The organism is Bradyrhizobium sp. 170, from assembly GCF_023101085.1.
In the GTDB taxonomy this organism is placed as follows: domain Bacteria; phylum Pseudomonadota; class Alphaproteobacteria; order Rhizobiales; family Xanthobacteraceae; genus Bradyrhizobium.
Genome location: NZ_CP064703.1, coordinates 7769508 through 7788803, shown reverse-complemented (window position 1 = coordinate 7788803; position 19296 = coordinate 7769508). Strand labels below are relative to the sequence as shown.

The 19296-nt window shown below is 64.3% G+C and carries 19 protein-coding genes; 9 read left to right on the top strand and 10 right to left on the bottom strand.

Going from position 1 to position 19296, the window contains the following annotated elements; genetic code table 11:
- Positions 1-104: 104 nt before the first annotated feature.
- Positions 105-3017 carry an excinuclease ABC subunit UvrB gene (gene uvrB / locus IVB05_RS36355; RefSeq protein ID WP_247780906.1) on the bottom strand — a complete coding sequence of 971 codons (2913 nt, stop codon included), beginning with the start codon at positions 3015-3017 and terminating at the stop codon, positions 105-107.
- Between the two features lie 232 nt (positions 3018-3249).
- On the opposite strand from uvrB, the gene IVB05_RS36350 reads away from it, so the two are divergent.
- Entirely contained in the window at positions 3250-4674 is a 1425-nt protein-coding gene (locus tag IVB05_RS36350) for a hypothetical protein (protein WP_247780904.1), read from the top strand.
- 63 nt (positions 4675-4737) lie between these two features.
- Here IVB05_RS36350 and IVB05_RS36345 read toward each other — a convergent pair whose 3' ends face one another.
- The 4 genes from IVB05_RS36345 to IVB05_RS36330 all read right to left on the bottom strand — a co-directional run bounded on the left by IVB05_RS36345 (position 4738) and on the right by IVB05_RS36330 (position 7483).
- Positions 4738-4923 carry a hypothetical protein gene (locus IVB05_RS36345; protein WP_247780902.1) on the bottom strand — a complete coding sequence of 62 codons (186 nt, stop codon included), beginning with the start codon at positions 4921-4923 and terminating at the stop codon, positions 4738-4740.
- Between the two features lie 50 nt (positions 4924-4973).
- Positions 4974-5186 (bottom strand): hypothetical protein, encoded by a 213-nt coding sequence (locus IVB05_RS36340; RefSeq protein ID WP_108522009.1) that lies wholly within the window; start codon positions 5184-5186, stop codon positions 4974-4976.
- A 181-nt stretch (positions 5187-5367) separates the two neighbouring features.
- Entirely contained in the window at positions 5368-6588 is a 1221-nt protein-coding gene (locus IVB05_RS36335; protein ID WP_247780901.1) for an NAD(P)-binding domain-containing protein, read from the bottom strand.
- Positions 6578-7483: a LysR substrate-binding domain-containing protein gene (locus tag IVB05_RS36330; RefSeq protein WP_247780899.1), complete on the bottom strand. Its 906-nt coding sequence runs from the start codon at positions 7481-7483 to the stop codon at positions 6578-6580. Before IVB05_RS36330 ends, IVB05_RS36335 begins: the two co-directional genes overlap by 11 nt.
- A gap of 324 nt (positions 7484-7807) precedes the next feature.
- Here IVB05_RS36330 and IVB05_RS36325 point away from each other — a divergent pair, with 324 nt between their 5' ends.
- From IVB05_RS36325 to IVB05_RS36305, 5 genes are all read left to right on the top strand, one after another.
- A complete protein-coding gene (locus IVB05_RS36325) occupies positions 7808-8569 on the top strand; it encodes a sulfite exporter TauE/SafE family protein (protein ID WP_247780897.1) in 762 nt (253 codons plus the stop codon).
- A gap of 29 nt (positions 8570-8598) precedes the next feature.
- Complete coding sequence (locus IVB05_RS36320; protein ID WP_247780895.1) at positions 8599-8835, top strand: hypothetical protein; 237 nt, start codon at positions 8599-8601, stop codon at positions 8833-8835.
- Between the two features lie 123 nt (positions 8836-8958).
- On the top strand, positions 8959-9666 hold the full coding sequence (locus IVB05_RS36315) for a glutathione binding-like protein (RefSeq protein ID WP_247780893.1): 708 nt from the start codon (positions 8959-8961) through the stop codon (positions 9664-9666).
- Between the two features lie 214 nt (positions 9667-9880).
- On the top strand, positions 9881-10573 hold the full coding sequence (locus IVB05_RS36310; RefSeq protein WP_247780892.1) for a glutathione S-transferase family protein: 693 nt from the start codon (positions 9881-9883) through the stop codon (positions 10571-10573).
- A gap of 263 nt (positions 10574-10836) precedes the next feature.
- Entirely contained in the window at positions 10837-11013 is a 177-nt protein-coding gene (locus IVB05_RS36305; protein ID WP_247780891.1) for a hypothetical protein, read from the top strand.
- Positions 11014-11115: 102 nt separating this feature from the next.
- On the opposite strand, the gene IVB05_RS36300 is transcribed toward IVB05_RS36305, so the two are convergent.
- From IVB05_RS36300 to IVB05_RS36290, 3 genes are all read right to left on the bottom strand, one after another.
- Complete coding sequence (locus IVB05_RS36300) at positions 11116-12456, bottom strand: serine hydrolase (RefSeq protein ID WP_247780890.1); 1341 nt, start codon at positions 12454-12456, stop codon at positions 11116-11118.
- A 92-nt stretch (positions 12457-12548) separates the two neighbouring features.
- Positions 12549-13655 (bottom strand): AraC family transcriptional regulator, encoded by a 1107-nt coding sequence (locus IVB05_RS36295; RefSeq protein WP_247780888.1) that lies wholly within the window; start codon positions 13653-13655, stop codon positions 12549-12551.
- A gap of 100 nt (positions 13656-13755) precedes the next feature.
- Positions 13756-14547 (bottom strand): crotonase/enoyl-CoA hydratase family protein, encoded by a 792-nt coding sequence (locus IVB05_RS36290; protein ID WP_247780886.1) that lies wholly within the window; start codon positions 14545-14547, stop codon positions 13756-13758.
- Between the two features lie 90 nt (positions 14548-14637).
- Between IVB05_RS36290 and IVB05_RS36285 the strand changes: the two genes are divergently transcribed.
- A complete protein-coding gene (locus tag IVB05_RS36285) occupies positions 14638-15237 on the top strand; it encodes a TetR/AcrR family transcriptional regulator (protein ID WP_247780884.1) in 600 nt (199 codons plus the stop codon).
- Positions 15238-15389: 152 nt separating this feature from the next.
- Here the strand turns inward: IVB05_RS36285 and IVB05_RS36280 are convergent, their stop codons facing one another.
- Positions 15390-16079 carry an HAD family phosphatase gene (locus IVB05_RS36280; RefSeq protein WP_247780882.1) on the bottom strand — a complete coding sequence of 230 codons (690 nt, stop codon included), beginning with the start codon at positions 16077-16079 and terminating at the stop codon, positions 15390-15392.
- A complete protein-coding gene (locus tag IVB05_RS36275; protein WP_247780880.1) occupies positions 16076-16279 on the bottom strand; it encodes a cysteine-rich CWC family protein in 204 nt (67 codons plus the stop codon). The genes IVB05_RS36280 and IVB05_RS36275 overlap by 4 nt, the downstream gene beginning before the upstream one ends.
- Positions 16280-16381: 102 nt before the next feature.
- Here IVB05_RS36275 and IVB05_RS36270 point away from each other — a divergent pair, with 102 nt between their 5' ends.
- Together IVB05_RS36270 and IVB05_RS36265 are read left to right on the top strand one after the other, a co-directional pair.
- Positions 16382-17929 (top strand): DUF1800 family protein, encoded by a 1548-nt coding sequence (locus IVB05_RS36270; protein ID WP_247780878.1) that lies wholly within the window; start codon positions 16382-16384, stop codon positions 17927-17929.
- Positions 17926-19170: a DUF1501 domain-containing protein gene (locus IVB05_RS36265; protein WP_247780876.1), complete on the top strand. Its 1245-nt coding sequence runs from the start codon at positions 17926-17928 to the stop codon at positions 19168-19170. The genes IVB05_RS36270 and IVB05_RS36265 overlap by 4 nt, the downstream gene beginning before the upstream one ends.
- The last annotated feature ends 126 nt before the right edge of the window (positions 19171-19296 follow it).

Sequence of the window (19296 nt, the reverse complement as noted above, 5' to 3'; positions counted from 1 at the left end):
GACCTCACGCGATGACCCGACTTGAGTCCGGAATGCGCATCAAAGCGGACGTCCGCCGACCAATCTGAATTTATGGGTTCACGCCCTGGAATGCGGAGCAGCGACTACCTCTTCTTCCATCCTCCCCGATGCCCCGGCGCGCCGCCGCTCGATCGCGGGGCGGGGCCGAACTCGGGGCCGGATTGGCGGGAGTCGGTGGGCTGGAAGATCTTGCTGCCGCTGTCGGTCTCGGGCTTGCGCGGTCTGGCGCCGCCGGGGCGGAAAGGCAGTGACTCCGGACCGTGCATTTCGTCGAGATGGGGTTTGTGGACCTTTGAACCGCCACCGCCGCTGGCCTTGATCGCCGAAGACACGCCTTTCTTCTTCATGGCGCTGACGGGGAGGTTTGCCGCCTCGCCATACTTCTTCGTGCCGGCATAGGCGCCGGCCTTGCCTTGCACGGCGCGTTGTTTGGCGGTGGGGTCGTCGACGACGGCCATCTCCGTCGCGCGCAATCGCTTGACTTCGTCGCGTAATCTGGCGGCTTCCTCAAAATTCAAGTCGGCGGCGGCTTCGCGCATCCTCGTTTCGAGGTCGGAGAGGACGGCCTCGAAATTGTGGCCGATGCTGATGACGTCATCGGCCATGCCGCCGTCGCCGATCTCGACCAGCACGTGGTCGCGCTCGTAGACGCTGTTCATGATGTCGCCGATCGACTTCTTCACGCTCTCCGGCGTGATGCCGTGCGCCGTGTTGTACTCGACCTGCTTCTCGCGGCGGCGGTCGGTCTCGGCGATGGCGCGCTCCATCGAGCCGGTCATCTGGTCGGCATAGAGGATCACCTTGCCGTCGACGTTGCGCGCGGCGCGGCCGATGGTCTGGATCAGCGAGGTCTCGCTGCGCAGAAAACCTTCCTTGTCGGCGTCGAGGATCGCGACCAGCGCGCATTCGGGAATGTCGAGGCCCTCCCGTAGCAGGTTGATGCCGACCAGCGCGTCGAACGCGCCGAGGCGGAGGTCGCGGATAATCTCGATGCGCTCGATCGTGTCGATATCGCTGTGCATGTAGCGCACGCGAATGCCCTGCTCATGCAGATATTCGGTGAGGTCTTCCGCCATTCGCTTTGTCAGCACCGTGATCAGCGAGCGATAGCCGGCCTGCGCGGTGGCGCGGACTTCGCCGACGAGATCGTCCACCTGCGTGCGGGCGGGGCGAATGTTAACGGGTGGATCGATCAGGCCCGTGGGGCGGATCACCTGCTCGACGAACACGCCGCCGCTTTCGTTCAATTCCCAGCCGCTCGGCGTCGCCGACACCGCGACGCTCTGCGGGCGCATCATGTCCCATTCCTCGAACCGCAGCGGACGGTTGTCCATGCAGGAAGGCAGGCGGAAGCCGTATTCGGCGAGCGTCGCCTTGCGGCGGAAGTCGCCTTTGAACATGCCGCCGATCTGCGGCACCGTGACATGGCTTTCGTCGGCGAACACCAGCGCGTTGTCAGGCACGTATTCGAACAGCGTCGGCGGCGGCTCGCCGGGTCGGCGTCCCGTGAGGTAGCGCGAATAGTTTTCGATGCCGGCGCAGCTTCCCGTGGCTTCCATCATTTCGAGATCGAAGGTGGTGCGCTGCTCCAGCCGCTGCGCTTCCAGCAGGCGGCCGTGATTGTTGAGTTCATCGAGCCGCAGCTTCAACTCGGACTTGATCGACTTGATCGCCTGCACCAAGGTCGGGCGCGGCGTCACATAGTGCGAGTTGGCGTAGATCTTGATGAATTCGAGATCGTCCTGCTTGTGGCCGGTGAGCGGATCGAACTCCTCGATATTTTCCACGGTGTCGCCGAACAGGTTCACCCGCCAGGCGCGGTCTTCATAGTGCGCCGGGAAGATGTCGATAACGTCGCCGCGAACCCGGAAGGTGCCGCGGGTAAAGTCGGCTTGTGTCCGCTTGTATTGCAGCGCCACGAGGTCGGCGATCAACTGCCGCTGGTCGATGCGCTCGCCCTTCTTCAGCGCAAAGGTCATCGCGGTGTAGGTCTCGACCGAGCCGATACCGTAGATGCACGACACCGACGCGACGATGATGACGTCGTCGCGCTCCAGCAGCGCGCGCGTCGCCGAGTGGCGCATGCGGTCGATCTGCTCGTTGATCGAGGAGTCTTTTTCTATGTAGGTGTCGGTGCGCGGCACATAGGCTTCGGGCTGGTAGTAGTCGTAGTACGAGACGAAATATTCCACCGCGTTGTCGGGGAAAAAACTCTTGAACTCGCCATAGAGCTGGGCGGCCAGCGTCTTGTTCGGCGCCAGGATGATGGCGGGGCGCTGCGTCGCTTCGATCACCTTGGCCATGGTGTAGGTCTTGCCCGAGCCGGTGACGCCGAGCAGCACCTGCGTGCGGTCGTTGCGGTTGATGCCCTCGACCAGTTCGGCGATCGCGGTCGGCTGGTCGCCCTTCGGCTCGTATTCCGACTTGATCTCGAAGCGCACGCCGCCTTCGGATTTCTCCGGGCGCGGCGGCCGGTGCGGCGTCCAGACCTTGATCTGGCCGGCATCGCCCTTGAACTCCGGGCGGCCGTCGCGGATCAGATTCTCCAGCGCCTCGGCGGTGGCCTTGACGCCGAGCGCCTCCATCTTGTTGCGCGGCGGCCGGGCCAGCGCCTCGTCGTCGTCTTCCGCGGTCGGCAGGCCGAGCTGGCGCGCAAGTTCGGGATCGAGCGTGGGGATGGTGGCCGAGGTGCCGTAATTGGCTTGGGGGGCTTCTTCGAGGCCTTGGCTCGACGCGTCGCGTTTGGCGACGTCATCGCTTGTTCCCTTGGTCGAGGCCCGCGCGCGATGCGCCGCGGCCTCGCCGCCGGCGCGGCGATCCCAGGAATTGTCCGGCGGCGGCTGCAAGCCGGTGCCCGAGCCCATGCCGGCATCGCCGCGGTTGAGCGCGGGATTGAGCAGCTCGGCCAGCGCCGGCCCGATCGGTTGCACGTCGGGCCGGTGTGCTTTGGATTTTGGAGTTTTCGATTTCTTGGGAACTTCGGGAGTCTTCGCCATGACGGCAATATGGGACTGCGGCAGGCCGCTGAAAAGGCCGAAAACGGCAACTCGTTTTGCAGTCCCGTGGCAAATCCGTTCGCTTCAGCACTGCTGCCAGCCACTGACAAGCGCAGCCTAGACGTCACCCGAACGGGGGAAGTGAAAGATGTCTGGATTCGCTGCGCCGAGTCTTGCTGGTAAAAACAGCCTGTGATTGTATCGATGCCGGAGCAAACTCCGGGGGGAAGTCATGCAGCTCATTGAAGCCGCGCTGGCGTTCGCGATTACGATGCTCGCGCTGTCGCTGGTGGTCTCGTCATTCGTGGAAATGATTCACCGCATATTCTCGATGCGCGAAGCCGGGCTCAAATACGTGCTCGGGCAGATGTTCGACCAGGTGATCAAGAAATACCTGACGGATGGTAATATCCTTCACCTGGTCAACGGCTCAAAGCCCGCGAACGAACGTTTAACGAGCGTGACAGAGGCGCTGAAGATCCTCCGAGACGGCTTTGTCGAACGCATGAGCGCAAATCGCGCGCCGATGGGTGTGACCCCGAACGCCACGCCCACCGTTGCGGCCGCGGACGTCGCGGGCAGTTCGACGGCCGCGCCAACCGATGCAACGGCGCAGGGCGTGGGTGGTCAGCAAAAACGCAGTCTGCCCGAAATTCGTTTGTGGAACGGCCGCGATCTCGCGGCGATGACGTCAGCCGAGTTTATGGAGCGGCTTGGCAGCATGGATGTCGGTCAAGCTATCGCCGGGGTCAAGTCTGCCGCAACAGGCGCCGTCGAGAACGCCGGTGCGACTGCAGCGGATGCCGTCGATACCATCCTCAAGGATATTGCGCAGAAGTTCGAAGCGTTCGGCAAGGAAGCAAGCGTTTATTTCGAGGGCCGCGCCCGATTGCTCTCGGTGGTGGTGGCGATCGCGCTGGCGTTCCTGGCCCATGTTGATGCGGTCGATCTGTTCAGGACCTATCTGCGCGATCCCAACGCGCGCGCCAAGGTGATCGAGCAATCCGAGGCGGTGACGGCGCAGCACAAGGCGGCCGTCGAGGCGATGAAGGCGCTGAAAGAGATCGATCCAACCGAGGCGTTGACCGCTGAGCAAGTCAGGCAGCAGATCGAAGCGTTAAGAAACGACTGGAAGGAAGCAATTGCCAAGGCAAATTCGACGGTCAAGCAATACGCCGATCTTGGCGTTCCGCTCGGGTGGAGCGATGACCGCATCAAGGCGGCGGAGATGTGGCGGTTGCTCTGGACCTGCACCAAGCTGAGTGATGGCGACACGGAGCGATTTGGAACCTGGCGGCAGACCTGCAGGTCGGATGAAGAGGACAGCAAGACCAAGCAGGAGTTGGCCGAGCTGCGGAACACCGGCAAACTGAATTACACCAAACACCGGAATATCTGGTTGCAGATTCCGACGGCGGCGGGCGTCTGGTTCTACCTTTTCCTCGGCGGCCTCCTGGTCGGGCTCGGTACGCCATTCTGGTATAACGCGGTCACCGGGTTGACCAACATCCGCAACGCGGTGCGCGGGGCGACTTCGACTGATGCGCAAACGCGTGCTGCTACAGTCGCCGCCGCGCAGGCCCGCACGCTACAGCCGGCGACGCCGGTCGATGCCTTCAAGGTATCGGCCAAGATGCCGAACGCGGCGCAGCCGTGAATGAAAGGCAGAGGAGGGGAATCTGAACGCCTCGCCCGCCACGACGGTGGCGGGGGCCGCGCCTTACGCGATCAGCGGGGCGGTCGAGGGTTTGACGATATCCAGATGGATCCCGCCGCAGCGGGTGCAGCGCATGGTCCAGTACTCGGCGCCGGAACGGCCCGGGATGATGCGCAGGACCGAGAGCGAGGCGCTGCAATCCGGACAGTTCGAGAGCACCGGCGTCGCCTGCAGGATCTGTTCGGACAAGGGCAGCGAGAGTCGGCCAGCCAGCGGGCGGGCCGTTCCGTTGGGGGCGCTTACGGGTTCGCGAACCGCGGCTTGAAACGGTCGATATGGGCTTTCGCGTCCGCAATCGCCGCTTCCGGATCCGACCACGCGAAACCGACTTCGAGGGTCGGAAACGCCATTCCATCGATCACCACCGGCTCCTGGTCGGCCCGTTGAATCCTGGCGTGCCATAGCCCTCTCCCTGCTTCGAACGACTGAATTTCAAAGCCGCCATAGATCATGGCGTGTCCCCCGGATTGTCCCATGGGACGAGAACAGCATGGCTGGGGGATGGCATATGTGAACGGGTTCACATGTCCGGCGATTTTTTGGCGTTCCACGGATGCGGCGCAGCGTTACCGGACGATGCTACGCATCGCCTGGGCTGCACCGCGTCCGGGACACGAGAGCATCTCCGGCTTGTCAGCCCCGCGCCAAAATATGATCGGCAAGTACCGCCGCGTCGTCGCCGACGCCGGACAGGAACGAGGAGTTCATTTTCGACAGCCATTGCAGGCCGAGGAAATACAGGCCCGGCACGGCGGATATGCCGTTGCGGTGGACTGCCTCGCCTTTGGCGTCGGTGACCGCAAGGTCGATCCAGCCGAAATCGACGCCGTAGCCGGTGGCCCAGATCACCGCGGAGATGCCTTCCGCGGCGAGGTCGAGGTGCGTGAGCGGTGCGGTGACGCAAGGCGGGTCGGCGAACGTCGCGCGGGCGTCGGGGTCTTCGGGCAACTCCATGCGGCGCCGTTTCACATACGCGTCCACCGTATCGAGGAAGGTGGTGTAGACGAGGTCGCCGTCGGTCATGCTTTCGGCAAGGCCGGGTGCAATCTCGATCACGCCGCCATGCGCCGCCTCGATGCGTCCCACCAGGATCATGCCGTCGGCGGCGAAGTTGCGGAAATCGATGGTGCGGCCGCCATACGCGCCGGAAATGACGGGGCCCAGGCGCGCGGGCCCACGCTCCTCCGGCGTGACCTGATCGAGGCGCATCTCGGCGAGCCACCAGACCAGGTCGCGGCCGCGGTAGCGGCGCGGCAGGCGGCGGTGCCGCCCGATCGAGAGGTAGACGCGGCGGCCGGCCTGCAACAATTCCTCGGCAATCTGCGCGCCAGATGCGCCGGCGCCGGCGACCAGCACCGCGCCCGGCGGAAGCTGTCCGGGATTCTTGTAGTCGGCGGCATGGACCTGGAACACGGGATGATTGTGCAGCAGGTCCGGGACGAGGTTGCGCTGATAGGGGCCGGTGGCGACGACCACATTGTCCGCCGCGATCGTGCCGTCAGTGGTCTCGGCGATGAAACCTGTGCCGTCACGCTTCGAGAGCCGCGTCACGGCTACGCCGCAGCGGATCGGCGGGTTGACGAAACCGGCATAGGCCTCGATGTATCTGATGATGTCGTCCGTGTTGGCAAAGGCATCCGGATCGCTGTGCGGAAACGGAAAGTCCGGCAGCCGCACCGACCAGTTGGGAAACTGGAATTTCAGCCCGTCCCAGCGTTCGCTGCGCCAGCGTTCGGCGATCCGGTGGCGCTCGAGCACGAGGTGCGAAAGCCCCCGCTCCTTCAGCCGGTGGCTCATCACGAGGCCAGCCTGGCCGCCGCCGATCACGAGCGTTTCGATTTTTTCATCCGGCATGTCTCTGGCCCCTGCGGCGCATGGCGGGTTCGGCCGCCGCGCGGATAATCCAGCGCCGGAACGCGGCGAAATCGCGCTGCTCCGTGCTGAAGCCGCGATAGACCAGATACCAGCGCATGCCTTTCGGCACGCTTAACGCAAACGGCGCGACCAGCCGGCCGGCGGCGAGGTCGTCGTCGATATAGGGGCGGATGCCCATGGCGATGCCGAGGCCGTCGACGGCGGCCTGCAGCGCCTGGCCGTAAAATTCGAACTCCGGTCCGCGGGCGGTGATGCGCCCTGTGCCGGCGGCCTCGAGCCATGATGGCCAGTCGTCGGGCGAATGGGCAACCCGGAGCAGCGTCGGCCCTTTCAGGTCGGTGGGGCGCTTGAGCGCGTTCGCAAGCCGCGGGGCGCATACCGGCAGCAGGTCGGCGGCGAACAACGGTTCGACGATCAGGCCGGGCCATTCGCCGTCGCCCAGCTTGATGCCGCAGCTCCAGTCCTCGCCGAACGGCACCGCGGCGCCGCCGGTGGTGATGCGGACGTCGATATCCGGCTCTGATTTCCGGAAATCCGCCAGCCGCGGGATCAGCCACTTCATCGCAAAGGTGGGACCGACCCCGATGGTCAGCACGCGGACGCTGGAGGGCGCGGTGACCTGCGCGGTCAGGCTCGCCAGCGCGTCGAAGATCGGCGTCAGCCCGCCCTGATAGGCGCGGCCCGCCGCCGTGGTGGCGAGGCGGTTGGCCTTGCGCTCGAACAGCGCGACCCCGAGCCGGTCTTCCAGCAGGTGCACCATCCGGCTGACCGCGGCGGCGGATACGTTGAGCTCGGCGCCGGCGGCGGCAAAGCTGCCGGTCCTGGCCGCAGCCTCGAATGCCTTGATACCGTTGAGAAAGAGCAGCCGCCGCACAATACCCTCAGGAAAACTGATGCCAGAGCAAGATAACTCAGTTTGCGTGCGCGTCACAAGCTGAGGCACAAGAATGGGCATGTTGATAGGTTGAATTGGTGCGGCTCTTTCAACCTCGCCCCGCTCTTTTGCGGGGAGGGGTCGGCGCGAAGCGCCGGGTGAGGGGCTCTCTCCGCGAGTCCGACTGTGAGCGAGTCCGCGGAGAGAGCCCCTCACCCCGACCCTCTAAGAGCGAGCTTTGCTCGTCTCGACCCCGCGAAGAGCGGGGAGAGGGGGCAGAGGCAGCGCCGGCACCCTGAGCCTGGCTTGCGAAGGAGACTTCTCTTGACGCCCCTGATGATCGCAGCCCTCGGTGCGTTGATGGTCGCGACAGCGTTCCTGTCGGGCCTGTTCGGCATGGCTGGCGGGATGATCCTGATCGGCGTGCTGTTGATGCTGATGCCGCTGCCGACCGCGATGGTGCTGCATGCGATCACGCAGATGGCCTCGAACGGCTGGCGCGCCTTTCTGTGGCGGGCGCATATCCGCTGGCGGCCGGTGTTCGTCTATCTGATCGGCTGCGCGCTGGCGCTCGGCGTCTGGTCGATCGCCCGTTACGTGCCGGACAAGCCCATTGCATTACTGTTGCTCGGGGCGACGCCGTTCCTGGCGCGGCTGATGCCGAAGAACCTGAAGCCCAATCCTGATAGCATCGCGCAGGGCTCGTTCTACGGCTTCATCTGCATGGGCCTGATGCTGATGACCGGCGTCTCCGGTCCCCTGATGGACACGTTCTTTCTCGGCGGCAATTTCGGCCGCCGCGAGGTGGTCGCCACCAAGGCCACCTGCCAGGTCGCCAGCCATCTCACAAAACTGATCTATTTCGGCGGCATCGTCGACCAGGCCGCGACGCTCGATCCGGTGCTGGCGGCGGTCGCCATCGTAGCCTCAATGCTCGGCACCACGCTGGCGCGGCGCATCCTGGAAGCGATGAGCGATGCGCAGTTTCGCACCTGGGCGAACCGGCTGATCACGACGGTCGCGGGCTACTACATCCTCTACGGCGGCTGGCTGTTGTTCACGCGCACCAGCGCGATGGCATTTTGAGTTTGACCGCTTCTGATACGGAGGCGCTGATGACCGAGACCACGGACGCACTGGTGCTCGATCTCGTCGAATGGATCGGCCGCGAGCCGAGACTTTATTCCGACGTGATCGAGACGTGGCGCACCTCATGCCCGCGCCTGACCATCTGGGAAGACGCCGTCGATCGCGGCTATGTCACGCGCCAGCCGGCGGTGGGGCAGGGCGTGCGCGTCACGATCACCGCAAGCGGCGCCAAATTCCTGCGCGAGCACGGCCGCAGCGCCTGACACATCTATCACATTCGCGCGTGCGGGGCCGGCGCCAATTGACTTGAGCGTGTGATCCGCCCAAATTCATGCAGTCGCATCTTTCTTGCGAAAACAACAATCTAGCGCATAGCAGGATCGCCCATGATCGACCTTCACTACTGGACCACGCCGAACGGCCACAAGATCACGATGTTCCTCGAGGAGACCGGGCTTCCCTACAAGATCTTCCCGGTCAACATCAGCAAGGGCGAACAGTTCAAGCCGGAGTTTCTGGCGATCGCGCCGAACAACCGCATTCCCGCGATGGTCGATCATGAGCCGAAGGGCGGGGGAAAGCCGGTCTCGATCTTCGAGTCCGGCGCGATGCTGTTGTACCTCGCCGAGAAGACCGGAAAGTTTTTGCCATCGGATCTTTACGGCCGCTACGACGCGATCCAGTGGACGTTCTGGCAGATGGGCGGGCTCGGCCCGATGGCCGGGCAGAACCACCACTTCAGAAATTACGCGGTAGAGAAAATCAAATACGCCATCGACCGCTACGTGAACGAGACCAACCGGCTCTACGGCGTGCTCAACAAGCGCCTGTCGGATCGCGAATTCATCGCCGGCGACTACTCGATCGCCGACATGGCGAGCTATCCCTGGATTGTGCCCTACAAGAACCAGGAGCAGAACATCGACGACTTCCCGCATCTGAAGCGCTGGCTGGAAACCATCCGCGCCCGGCCGGCGACCGAGCGCGCCTATGCCAAGGCGAAAGAGGTCAATCCGAATTTCGGCCAGCCCGTCAACCGCACCGAGGAAGAACGCCGGATCCTGTTCGGCCAGACCGCGGCGGTGGTGCGGTAGGGTGCGCTGTTTCCATCACGCTCCACCCGTCATCATCCGCGAAGGCGGATGATCCAGTAATCACCGACGGATGTGAGTCTCACTACTGTCTCGGCGTACTGGATGCCCCGCCTTCGCGGGGCATGACGGGAGTGGTGGGCGTAGTGGCATGGATTGCTTCGCTTCGCTCGCAATGACGATTGTCTTCGGCGTTGACTTCGCACACAATATCCTCATGCCACTCAAACTTTTCGAACTCGTCGGCACCGACGCATCCCGCCCGTTCAGCCCGTTCTGCTGGCGGACGCGGATGGCGCTGGCGCACAAGGGGCTGTCGGCGGAAACGATCCCGTGGTGCTTTACCGAGAAAACGGCGATCGCGCCGCATGGCTCTGAAAAGGTGCCGGTGCTGCTCGACGGCGATAGCGCAGTCGTCGATTCCTGGACCATCGCCAACTATCTCGAAGACAAATATCCGGACCGGCCTTCGCTGTTCGGCGGCGAGGGCGGCCGCGCGATGGCGCGGATGCTGAACTGGTGGGGCGACGGCGTGATCGGCGGCATGTTTCCGCTCATCATCGCCGACATCCCGCTCAACCTGAAGCCGGAGGACGCGGCCTATTTCCGCACGTCGCGCGAGGCGCGTTTCGGCAAGAAGCTGGAAGAAATCATGGCCAGCCGCGACAAGGCGGTCGACGGTTTTCGCAAAAGCCTCGACCCGCTGCGGCTGACATTGCGGACGCAGCCCTTCCTCGGCGGCACTGCTGCGAACTATGCGGACTATATCGTGTTCGGCGCGTTCCAGTGGGCGCGGGTGGTCAGCCCGTTCAAGCTGCTGATGGAAGACGATCCGGTCTATGCCTGGCGCGAGCGGCTGCTCGACGCGTTCGATGGGCTGGCGCGGAAGTCGCCAAGCTATCACGGGTAGTGTCAGCGGGCGCAGGCCGGCTGTCGGTGCTCGATCCACGTATTAATTCCTTCGCCGAGATCGCCGGCCGGCGCCAATCGCGGCGGCGTTGGTTGGCGGCAGCAATGACGACGTTCGCCGGCGCAAATCAGCAGGCAATGATTGCGCGACTGTCCGCCCTATCGCCGAGGCTGTAAATTAGTTCTATCCGATAACGATGTTAGCTGTGACGTAAATTGAAGGCGTAGTCTTGTCTCCTTGGTGGCCGTCAGGGGAGGCGCGTCATGATCGACTTTGAAGCCAAACTGGAGCGGTTTGAGACTCTCGCTGCCGAATGCGATTTGATCAGCAAGTTGACGGCGGATCAGACGAAGCGCGAGCTATATCTGCGCCTCGGCCAGCATTACCGCGAACTGGCTGATGACATGCGGACGGTGATTGCGACCAAGAACGCCGCTTAGCGCGTGGACTCATTGGCGCGCCGTCACAGCCGTATTGACGGGGTGAAGCGAGCCGGCCTTTAGCTGCGCTGCGGCATCGAGACGTTCGGAAAGCTGAGCCGGTCATCGTCCAAGCTGCCCGAGCACGCCGAACCACAACGCAAGCGGCTCGGCATAAGAGGCCGGGTCCGACGGTTTCCTGCGAACGGCGGTGTGCACCATGACGAGCTTGGAGGCTGGATCGACCAGGATGGTCTGACCCCGGATTCCGAACAGCGCAAACCTCCGCTGCTCGCCAGGGAAAATCCACACTTGGTAACCGTAACCAAAGTAGGGGTTGGCTATTCCCGGAGCGAGATAGCCATCCGCCGGCTTCACTGTCGTGGCGTCCAACACCCACTGCCGTGGAATCAATTGGCGCCCTTCCCATGCGCCGTCATGCGCAAGCAGCCGTCCCAGTCGCGCGTAGTCGCGCAAGGTCGCGTTGAAGCAGCAGAAGGCGATCTCCTGCCCGGTGCCGTCGATGGCCCAGGCCGCGTCGCCCTCGGCGCCGATTGCGTCCCAGATCCGGTCGTGAAGATAGTCTGCAATCGGTACGCCCGTGGCAGACCGCAACACCAGGCCCAGGATCTCGGTCTCGATGCTGGCGTAGTGCCATTTGGTTCCCGGTGGAACAGCGCGCGTGTTGAACTGGGCGACGCTGGCGACGGGATCCTTTCCGGGCTGACCAAACAGGTCGAGCGATAGCCGCGCGATGTCGTCTTTCCCATCATAGTTTTCCGAGAAAGCGACGCCTGACGACATGTGCAGGAGGTCCCGGATAGACGTCTTTCCATATTCCGCGCCCGCTAGGCCGGGAACATAGGCCGAGACGGGATCATCGATCGATTTGATTTTGCCTTCGGAGACGGCAATGCCGATCAGCATCGCCGTGATCGTCTTGGCCATGGACTGTGAGAGGAAGCGGTCGCGATCGGTGCGTCCATATTGATAGTGCTCATACAGGATGGTGTCGTCTTTCGCGATCAAGAGGCCCGTGGTTGGGTTGTGGCTAAGATAGTCTGCGATCGAGCGCCGTTCCGGCCCGAACGTGTAGGAGATCACAGGCTCCGGCGCCCGCTTGAACAGCCAAGGAGTGGTCGCGCGCCGGATCTGGCGCGAGTGAAACATTTCGTCGAAATGGCTGTAAGTGCCGACGAGATTTTCGATCTGACTTGCGGTTGCCCGGGTACCAACTGGAAAACCAGCCGCAGCGCCGTAGGCGGGCGCGTCGGGGCCAGTATCCGAAAACACAGGCCCTGGCGCAGCCACACCGTTATGGCCCGCGCCCGGCATGCCTTGCGCGTGTGCCGATGACGTCAAGCCGGCCATGACAAGGTTGAGCGACACCAAGAGAGACCGTAACCAGCGCGACCTATCCAGGGCTGCGAACGCTACCGGGGCCGAGGTTGAAATCCTGATCACCTGTATTCTCCCGCTATGGTCTTGCCACCGGAAAGGTTGGCGGATCGATCGCGAACTGGCTTGTCGAATTTTGAAATCGCCCGGTCGAATTGTCAGGTCGATGGATCAATCCCTGACTCGTCGTTCCCGGCATGCCGTCTGGCGAGTGCCGAGCGCCGAAATTCGGTCGGTGTCTGCCCGGTGTCTGCCTTGAACGCGCGGTTAAACGGCGTAATGGACTGGAATCCGGCATCCAGGGCGATCGTCAGAACCGGCACGTCCATCTGATCGGGATCACCTAGCGCCGCCTTGGCCTCGTCGATCCGATAACGATTGAGGAATGCATTGAAATTGCGGTGCCCCAGCCCCTCATTGATCAGCGTTCGCAAGCGATGTTCGGGCAGCCCGAGCTTGACTGCCAGCAGCCCGATCGTCAGTCCTTCCTGCCGGTAGACACGCTCCATCGTCATCACGCGTTCGATCTGCTTCCGCCAGGCCTGGTTTGGCGGAAAGACACCGATGCGCGCCGCCGCCTCTCTTTTTCGAGTGGCTTCCCGGACCGGGCCGGCGGCGCCGACCAGGGCCGGCTGGCCGATGAATTCCGGGAACGAGGTCCACACGCCGAGCAGCACCACGACGCCAAGGCCGAACGCATAGCTGAAACTCAGGGATCGCCACGGAATTGCAGCGAGGCCCGAAACCGCATTGACCACGACAAACGCCGTCATCGCCAAGAGGAAGGCGATCAGCAGCCGGCGACGCCCCGCCACCAGATCCGCACGCCAGACCGGCAGGGTCTGCGCAGCAGCCAGAAGGGCGAACATGATGGAGACCAGCGCGAACATGCGGCCGCTGATCAGGCTGATCATCGGCGAGGTCGCCCATCCGCAATAGGCGAAGAGCCCGAGGCCGGCGACAAGCGCCCAGATCGCCAAGTGGTGCGGCCGCAAGACGAAACTGTCGTCGAAGACCGCGAGTGCCCACAGCCACAAGATGACCGGTGAGCCGGTATAAAGGATTACAAGCGGCGCGTTCCAAAAGGATCCCAGCGGAAAGAACGGCGCCGTTGAAATGGCATAGGCGGCGGCGCCAGTGCCCAGCGCGACGCGCAGCGCCGTGAGCGTGCGGATCGGCCGATCGCGCAGCAGCAGCGCACAAATCACGAGAACAAGGCCAACCGCCGCGCCGCGGAAACCGAAATCAAGTGCCGTCCACGCCATAACGACCCGTCCCCTGCCGTCTTCTCGGTGTTCTCGTATCCGGCGTGAGCATAGTGCCTCCGATGTTTCGTATGAAGAGGCGTTGATACTGAGCCCGGCATCAGCGGCCGGAATAGCTCGGCGGCCGGCGCTCGATCCAGGCATTGATGTCTTCGCCGAGATCGCTGGTCGGCACCAGCGCGGCGAATTGTTCGCTCTCGACCTGCAGCCCTTCGCCGATGCCCATGTTCAGTCCGCGGGTGACCGCCGTGATGATCCCGCCGACCGCGAGCGGCGAATGTCGCACGATACGTGCTGCCAGTTCGCGCGCGGCCGGCAGCAGCACGTCATGCGTCACCACCCTGTTGACCAGCCCGATCTCCAGCGCCCGTTGCGGCGAGAAGGGATCGCCCGTCAGCAGCAGTTCAAGCGCGCGCTTGCGCCCCACGAGCCGCGGCAGCCGCTGCGTTCCGCCGAAAGTCGGCGGCATGCCCAGATCGATTTCCGGCTTGGCGAAACGCGCGCGCTCGCTGGCGATGGCCAGATGCACGGCCTCGGTGATCTCGCATCCGCCGCCGAACGCCAGCCCGTTGACGGCTGCGATCACCGGTTTCCTGAACGCTTCGAGCCGCGCAGTCATGGCCTGTCCGCGCCGGACGAAGTCCCGCACGGCCGTATCGCGACCGCGACGGACGCTGCCTGCGAATTCGTGGATATCGGCGCCCGCGGAGAACGCGCGTTCGCCCGCGCCGGTCAGGATTACCGCGCGCACGGCGGCGTCGGTCTCGATTCTATCCAGTGCCGCCATCAGGCAATCGATCAGATCGTAGTTCAGGGCATTGAGCTTGTCAGGGCGGTTGAACGTGACAAGCGCGATTCCGTCATCGATTTCGAGCAGCACGGCGTCGGACATCAGGGTCTCTCGGTAAGTGTGGGTAGCTTGCGGGCACCCTAGAAGCCGGATCGCGTTGTGTATATTCACTGGTTAGTATACATACGCCCCATGGCACGATCCGGCATCCCGACACGCGAACGCATCATCTCGGCGGCGAACGCGTTGTTCTACAATGACGGCATCAGGGGCGTCAGCGTCGATGCGGTGGCGGCGAAGGCCGGCGTCACCAAGCGAACGCTGTATTATCATTTCAAGAGCAAGGACGATCTCATCGCGGCGTATCTTGCCGCCCGCGACCAGCCCAACCTCGCGCTGTTCCGGCAATGGTTCGCGGAGGCCGACGACGGGCTGCCGGCCCGGGTCGAGCGCATCTTTCGCAACCTCGCCCGCTCGGCGCGGCATCCGAAGTGGAAGGGATGCGGATTCCTGCGCACGTCAGCCGAACTCGCCAACATGCCCGGTCATCCCGCGATGAAAATCGGCGCCGCGCACAAGAAGAAGTTCGAGGAATGGCTGCGTGTGAGCTTCGAGGAGGAAGGCATTGCCGATCCTCTGCAGCTCGCGCGGCAAATCCTGCTGCTGCTCGATGGATCGTTCGCGGTCGTGCTGCTGCACCGTGATCCCGGCTACATGGAAACGGCGGGTGAGGCCGCCCATGCGTTGATCGAGGCTGCACTTCCCGTGCGGGTGAAGCGGCGAGTGCGATAATTCTCCGTCATTGCGTGCCAACGGGTCGCGCGAATGCGCGCCCGATGACAGGCTCCGCGAAGCAATCCATATGTCCGCTTGCGGCGCGATGGATTGCTTCGTCGCTTTCGCCCCTTGCGCAAACGCTTCGCGTTTGTCGCAGGCAATGACGGCTAGAGCGAGCGGCTTTCGAATCGCCCGCGCTCGCGCAGTACCTCGAGCACGGCACCGAGGTCGGGCACCACGGCAGCGCATCGCGCGCGCGACTCTTCCGTCGGCGTCACCATATCGGGCACCATGATCGTAATGGCGCCGGCGGCGAGGGCGGCCGCCACGCCGTGATTTGAATCCTCCACCGCCACGCAAACTTCCGGTTTCAGGCCAAAGCGCGACGCCGCCAGAAGATAGAGATCGGGACTCGGCTTGCCGCGGACAACGTCGTCACGGGTCAGGAGCGTTTCGAAACGGTGGCGAATGCCGGCAAGCCGCAGATGCGCATCGGCGGTTCGTTGCGACGAGGAGGTGACGATCGCCATCGGGCATTCGGCGGCCTGCAGCGCATCCAGCAGTTCGACCGCGCCGCTTTTCAGCGGCAGGCCCGCGCTGAGAAGTTCATCGCGGTTGCTGACGAAGGCCCGGCTGATCTCCGCAAGCGGAAAGCTCTCCCCATAGCGCGTGTGCAGCATGGCCTCGCACTCCGGACCGGGGAGACCGACCATTGCCTGACACAGCGTCGTGGTGTCGTCGGTGTAGCCATGCGTCTTCAGCGCCGCGACCAGGCTGTCGAGATAGACGCGCTCGGTGTCGAGCAGCGTGCCGTCCATGTCGAGGAGGACGGCGCTGACATTCCATTTGCCGGTCACGTCGCACCTGCGCCTGCGCGCTGTTCTGCGAGTTTGCGCAGGCAGGTCGGGCAGAGACAATCGCTGCCGTCTGCCGGCATCGGCAGGCGGAACGCTTCGTCGGAACACCAGCACGGCCCCGACAGGCTGCAACTGAATTCAGCGCCGCAGCCGGCGCAGGCGAGGCGGCGGGAAGGCTGATTTTCTAACCGATTTGTCATGAATCGGGCGGCATCCCTTAAGTGGAATTAATCTCGGGTTCACGGCGAAGCGCGGTATAATCAGCGGCAATATACGCCGGCGAAAGACCCAAGGGAAATCCGATGGCCCGCGATTCGCAAGCAGCCCTCGTTGCGCTCAATCGCTTCGGACTGGGCGCGCGTGGCGGGGCGTCCGGCGATTTTCTCAATGCGGCCTCCGATCCGCGCGGCTTCGTCAAGGCAGAACTCGCCCGTCCCAACGGAGTGCTGCTCGAAGTGCCGGGATTGCAGTCGACGCCGGCGCTCGGCAAGGCCGTGTTCGACTATCAGTTCGAGATTCAGCAGGCCCGGGACGCAGCCGGCAAGTCGGCCACGCCGGCGCCCGCGACCGAAGGTCAACCGCCGGCGGATGCGAAGGCGCAGCGGCGGAACCTTTCGCTCAACAGCATCGCCATGGAGATGGCGCCCAAAGAGCCAGCGAAACCGCCGGACAATGCGGCGATGGCGCCCGCCGAGGCGATGCGGCCCAGTGCGCCAAAACCGCCGCCGCAACCGCTCAACATCATCCAGAAAACCTTTCGCGCCGAGGCGCTGGCGCGGCTGCAACGGGCCGTCATCGCCGATTGCGGTTTCACCGAGCGGCTGGTGGTGTTCTGGTCCAATCATTTCTGCATCTCGGCCAACAAGGGCGGGCCGGCGCGGATGTGGGCCGGCTCATTCGAGCGCGAGGCGATCCGGCCGCATGTGCTCGGGCGTTTCGGCGACATGCTGAAGGCGGTCGAGCAGCATCCGGCGATGCTGTTCTTTCTCGACAACCAGCAATCGCTGGGCCCGGATTCGCGCGCCGGGAAAAACCGCAACCGCGGACTGAACGAAAACCTCGCCCGCGAAATCCTGGAACTGCATACACTCGGCGTCGGCGGCGGTTATTCGCAGGACGACGTGACGTCGCTGGCGAACATCATCACGGGCTGGACCTATGCGGGAAGGCTGGGCCAGTTGGGCGCGCCCGGCTCCTTCGTGTTCAACGCCAACGCGCATCAGCCGGGCGCGCAGCGGGTGATGGGAAAAATCTACGGCGCCCCTGATGTGGCGCAGGGCGAGGCGGTGCTGGCGGATCTCGCGCGCCATCCTTCGACCGCGAAATTCATCGCGGCGAAGTTCGCGCGCCACTTCGTGGCCGACGATCCGCCGCCGGCATTGGTGGCGCGGCTCGCCGATGTCTTCACGCGAACCGACGGCGATCTCAAGGCGCTGGCAATGGCGCTGGTGGATTCCGACGAGGCCTGGAAGGCGCCGCTCTCCAAGATGCGCTCGCCTTACGAATTCCTGGTCGCGGCGGGAAGATTGCTCGCGCAGATTCCGAACGATCCCGGCCGCTATCTCGGCGGCTTGAACGCGTTGGGCCAGCCGCTGTGGTCGCCCGCGGGGCCGAACGGCTTCCCTGATACGAACGCGGCATGGGCGGCGCCGGAAGGCATCAAGCTGCGGCTCGATATATCAGCGCAGATCGCCTCACGGCTCGCCGACGGCGTCGATCCGCGCGACCTGCTCGAACTCGTTGCCGCGGATGCGGCATCATCAGAGACGCGGAAAACCATCGAGCGCGCGGAATCGCGGCAGCAGGCGCTGGCGCTGTTGTTGATGTCGCCGGAATTCCAGAGGAGATGACGCCCATGGAAACGACAATGGATTGCTGCGAGAACCTGAGATCGTCGGTCGTTTCGCGACGCTCGCTGTTGCTCGGCGGCGCTTCCTTTGCGGCGTGGGCCTATTTGCCGAAGTTCGCGCGCGCCGCCGATGGCCGCGATCCGCGGCTGGTGGTCGTGATCCTGCGCGGCGCGCTGGATGGGCTCGCCACCGTGGCGCCGATTGGCGATCCTGATTATGCCGGCCTGCATGGTTCGATCGCGTTGTCGTCGAGCGGACCGAACGCGGCTGTGGGGCTCGACAATTTCTTTTCGCTGCATCCGGCGATGCCGGAGCTCGCGCGGATGTATCGCGAGAAGAAGGCGGCCGTGGTTCATGCGGTCGCGACGTCCTATCGCGACCGTTCGCATTTCGACGGGCAGGACGTGCTCGAAAGCGGTTTTGCAGGTCCAGGCCGGGTGCAGTCCGGCTGGCTCAACCGCGCGCTGGAAGGCCTGCCGAAAGGCGAGCGAGTGACGGGCGCGCTCGCGGTCGGCCCGACCACGCCGCTGGTGCTGCGCGGCGCGGCACCGACGGTCGGCTGGGCGCCAGTCGCGGTGCCGCAAGCTGCCGAGGATACCGCGATGCGGCTCGTCGAACTCTATCAACACCGCGATCCCGCGCTGGCGAGCGCGTTGAAGCAGGGCCTCGCGCTCGACAAGGCCGCGCAAGGCGACGACATGAAGCCTAAGCCCGGCACCAACGGCGTGGCTGCGATGCGGCTGGCGGCGCGCGGCGCCGCAAAGCTGATGGCGGCCGACGACGGCCCGCGGATCGGCGCGCTCGCCTTCGACGGCTGGGATACGCATGCCAATGAAGGCGGACCTGTCGGGCGGCTGGCGCAATTGCTCGGCGGCCTCGACGGCGCGTTGGCGGAATTCGAAAGCGGGTTAGGGGCGCGCTGGCGCGACACGGTGATCGTGGTCGCCACCGAATTCGGCCGCACCGCGCGCATCAACGGTACGCAGGGCACCGACCACGGCACCGGCACCATCGCGCTGCTCGCCGGCGGCGCGGTAAAGGGCGGGCGCGTGATTGCGGACTGGCCGGGGCTGAAGCCGGCCAATCTCTATCAGGGCCGCGATCTCGCCCCGACCACCGATTTGCGCGCGGTGATGAAGGGCGTGCTGAAGGATCAGTTCGGGCTGGCGGAGCGCGTGCTGGCGGAGAGCGTGTTTCCGGACAGCAGCGCGGTGAAGCCGATGCAGGGGCTGGTGGGGTAGGGAGCTAACCCACCCACGGTGTTGTCCCGGCCCATATGCGCAATTGCGCATCAGGAGCCGGGACCCATAACCACCGCAGATAATTGTTGGAGCGCGCTGGAGCTCCAGCGCGGCGTAACCGCAAAC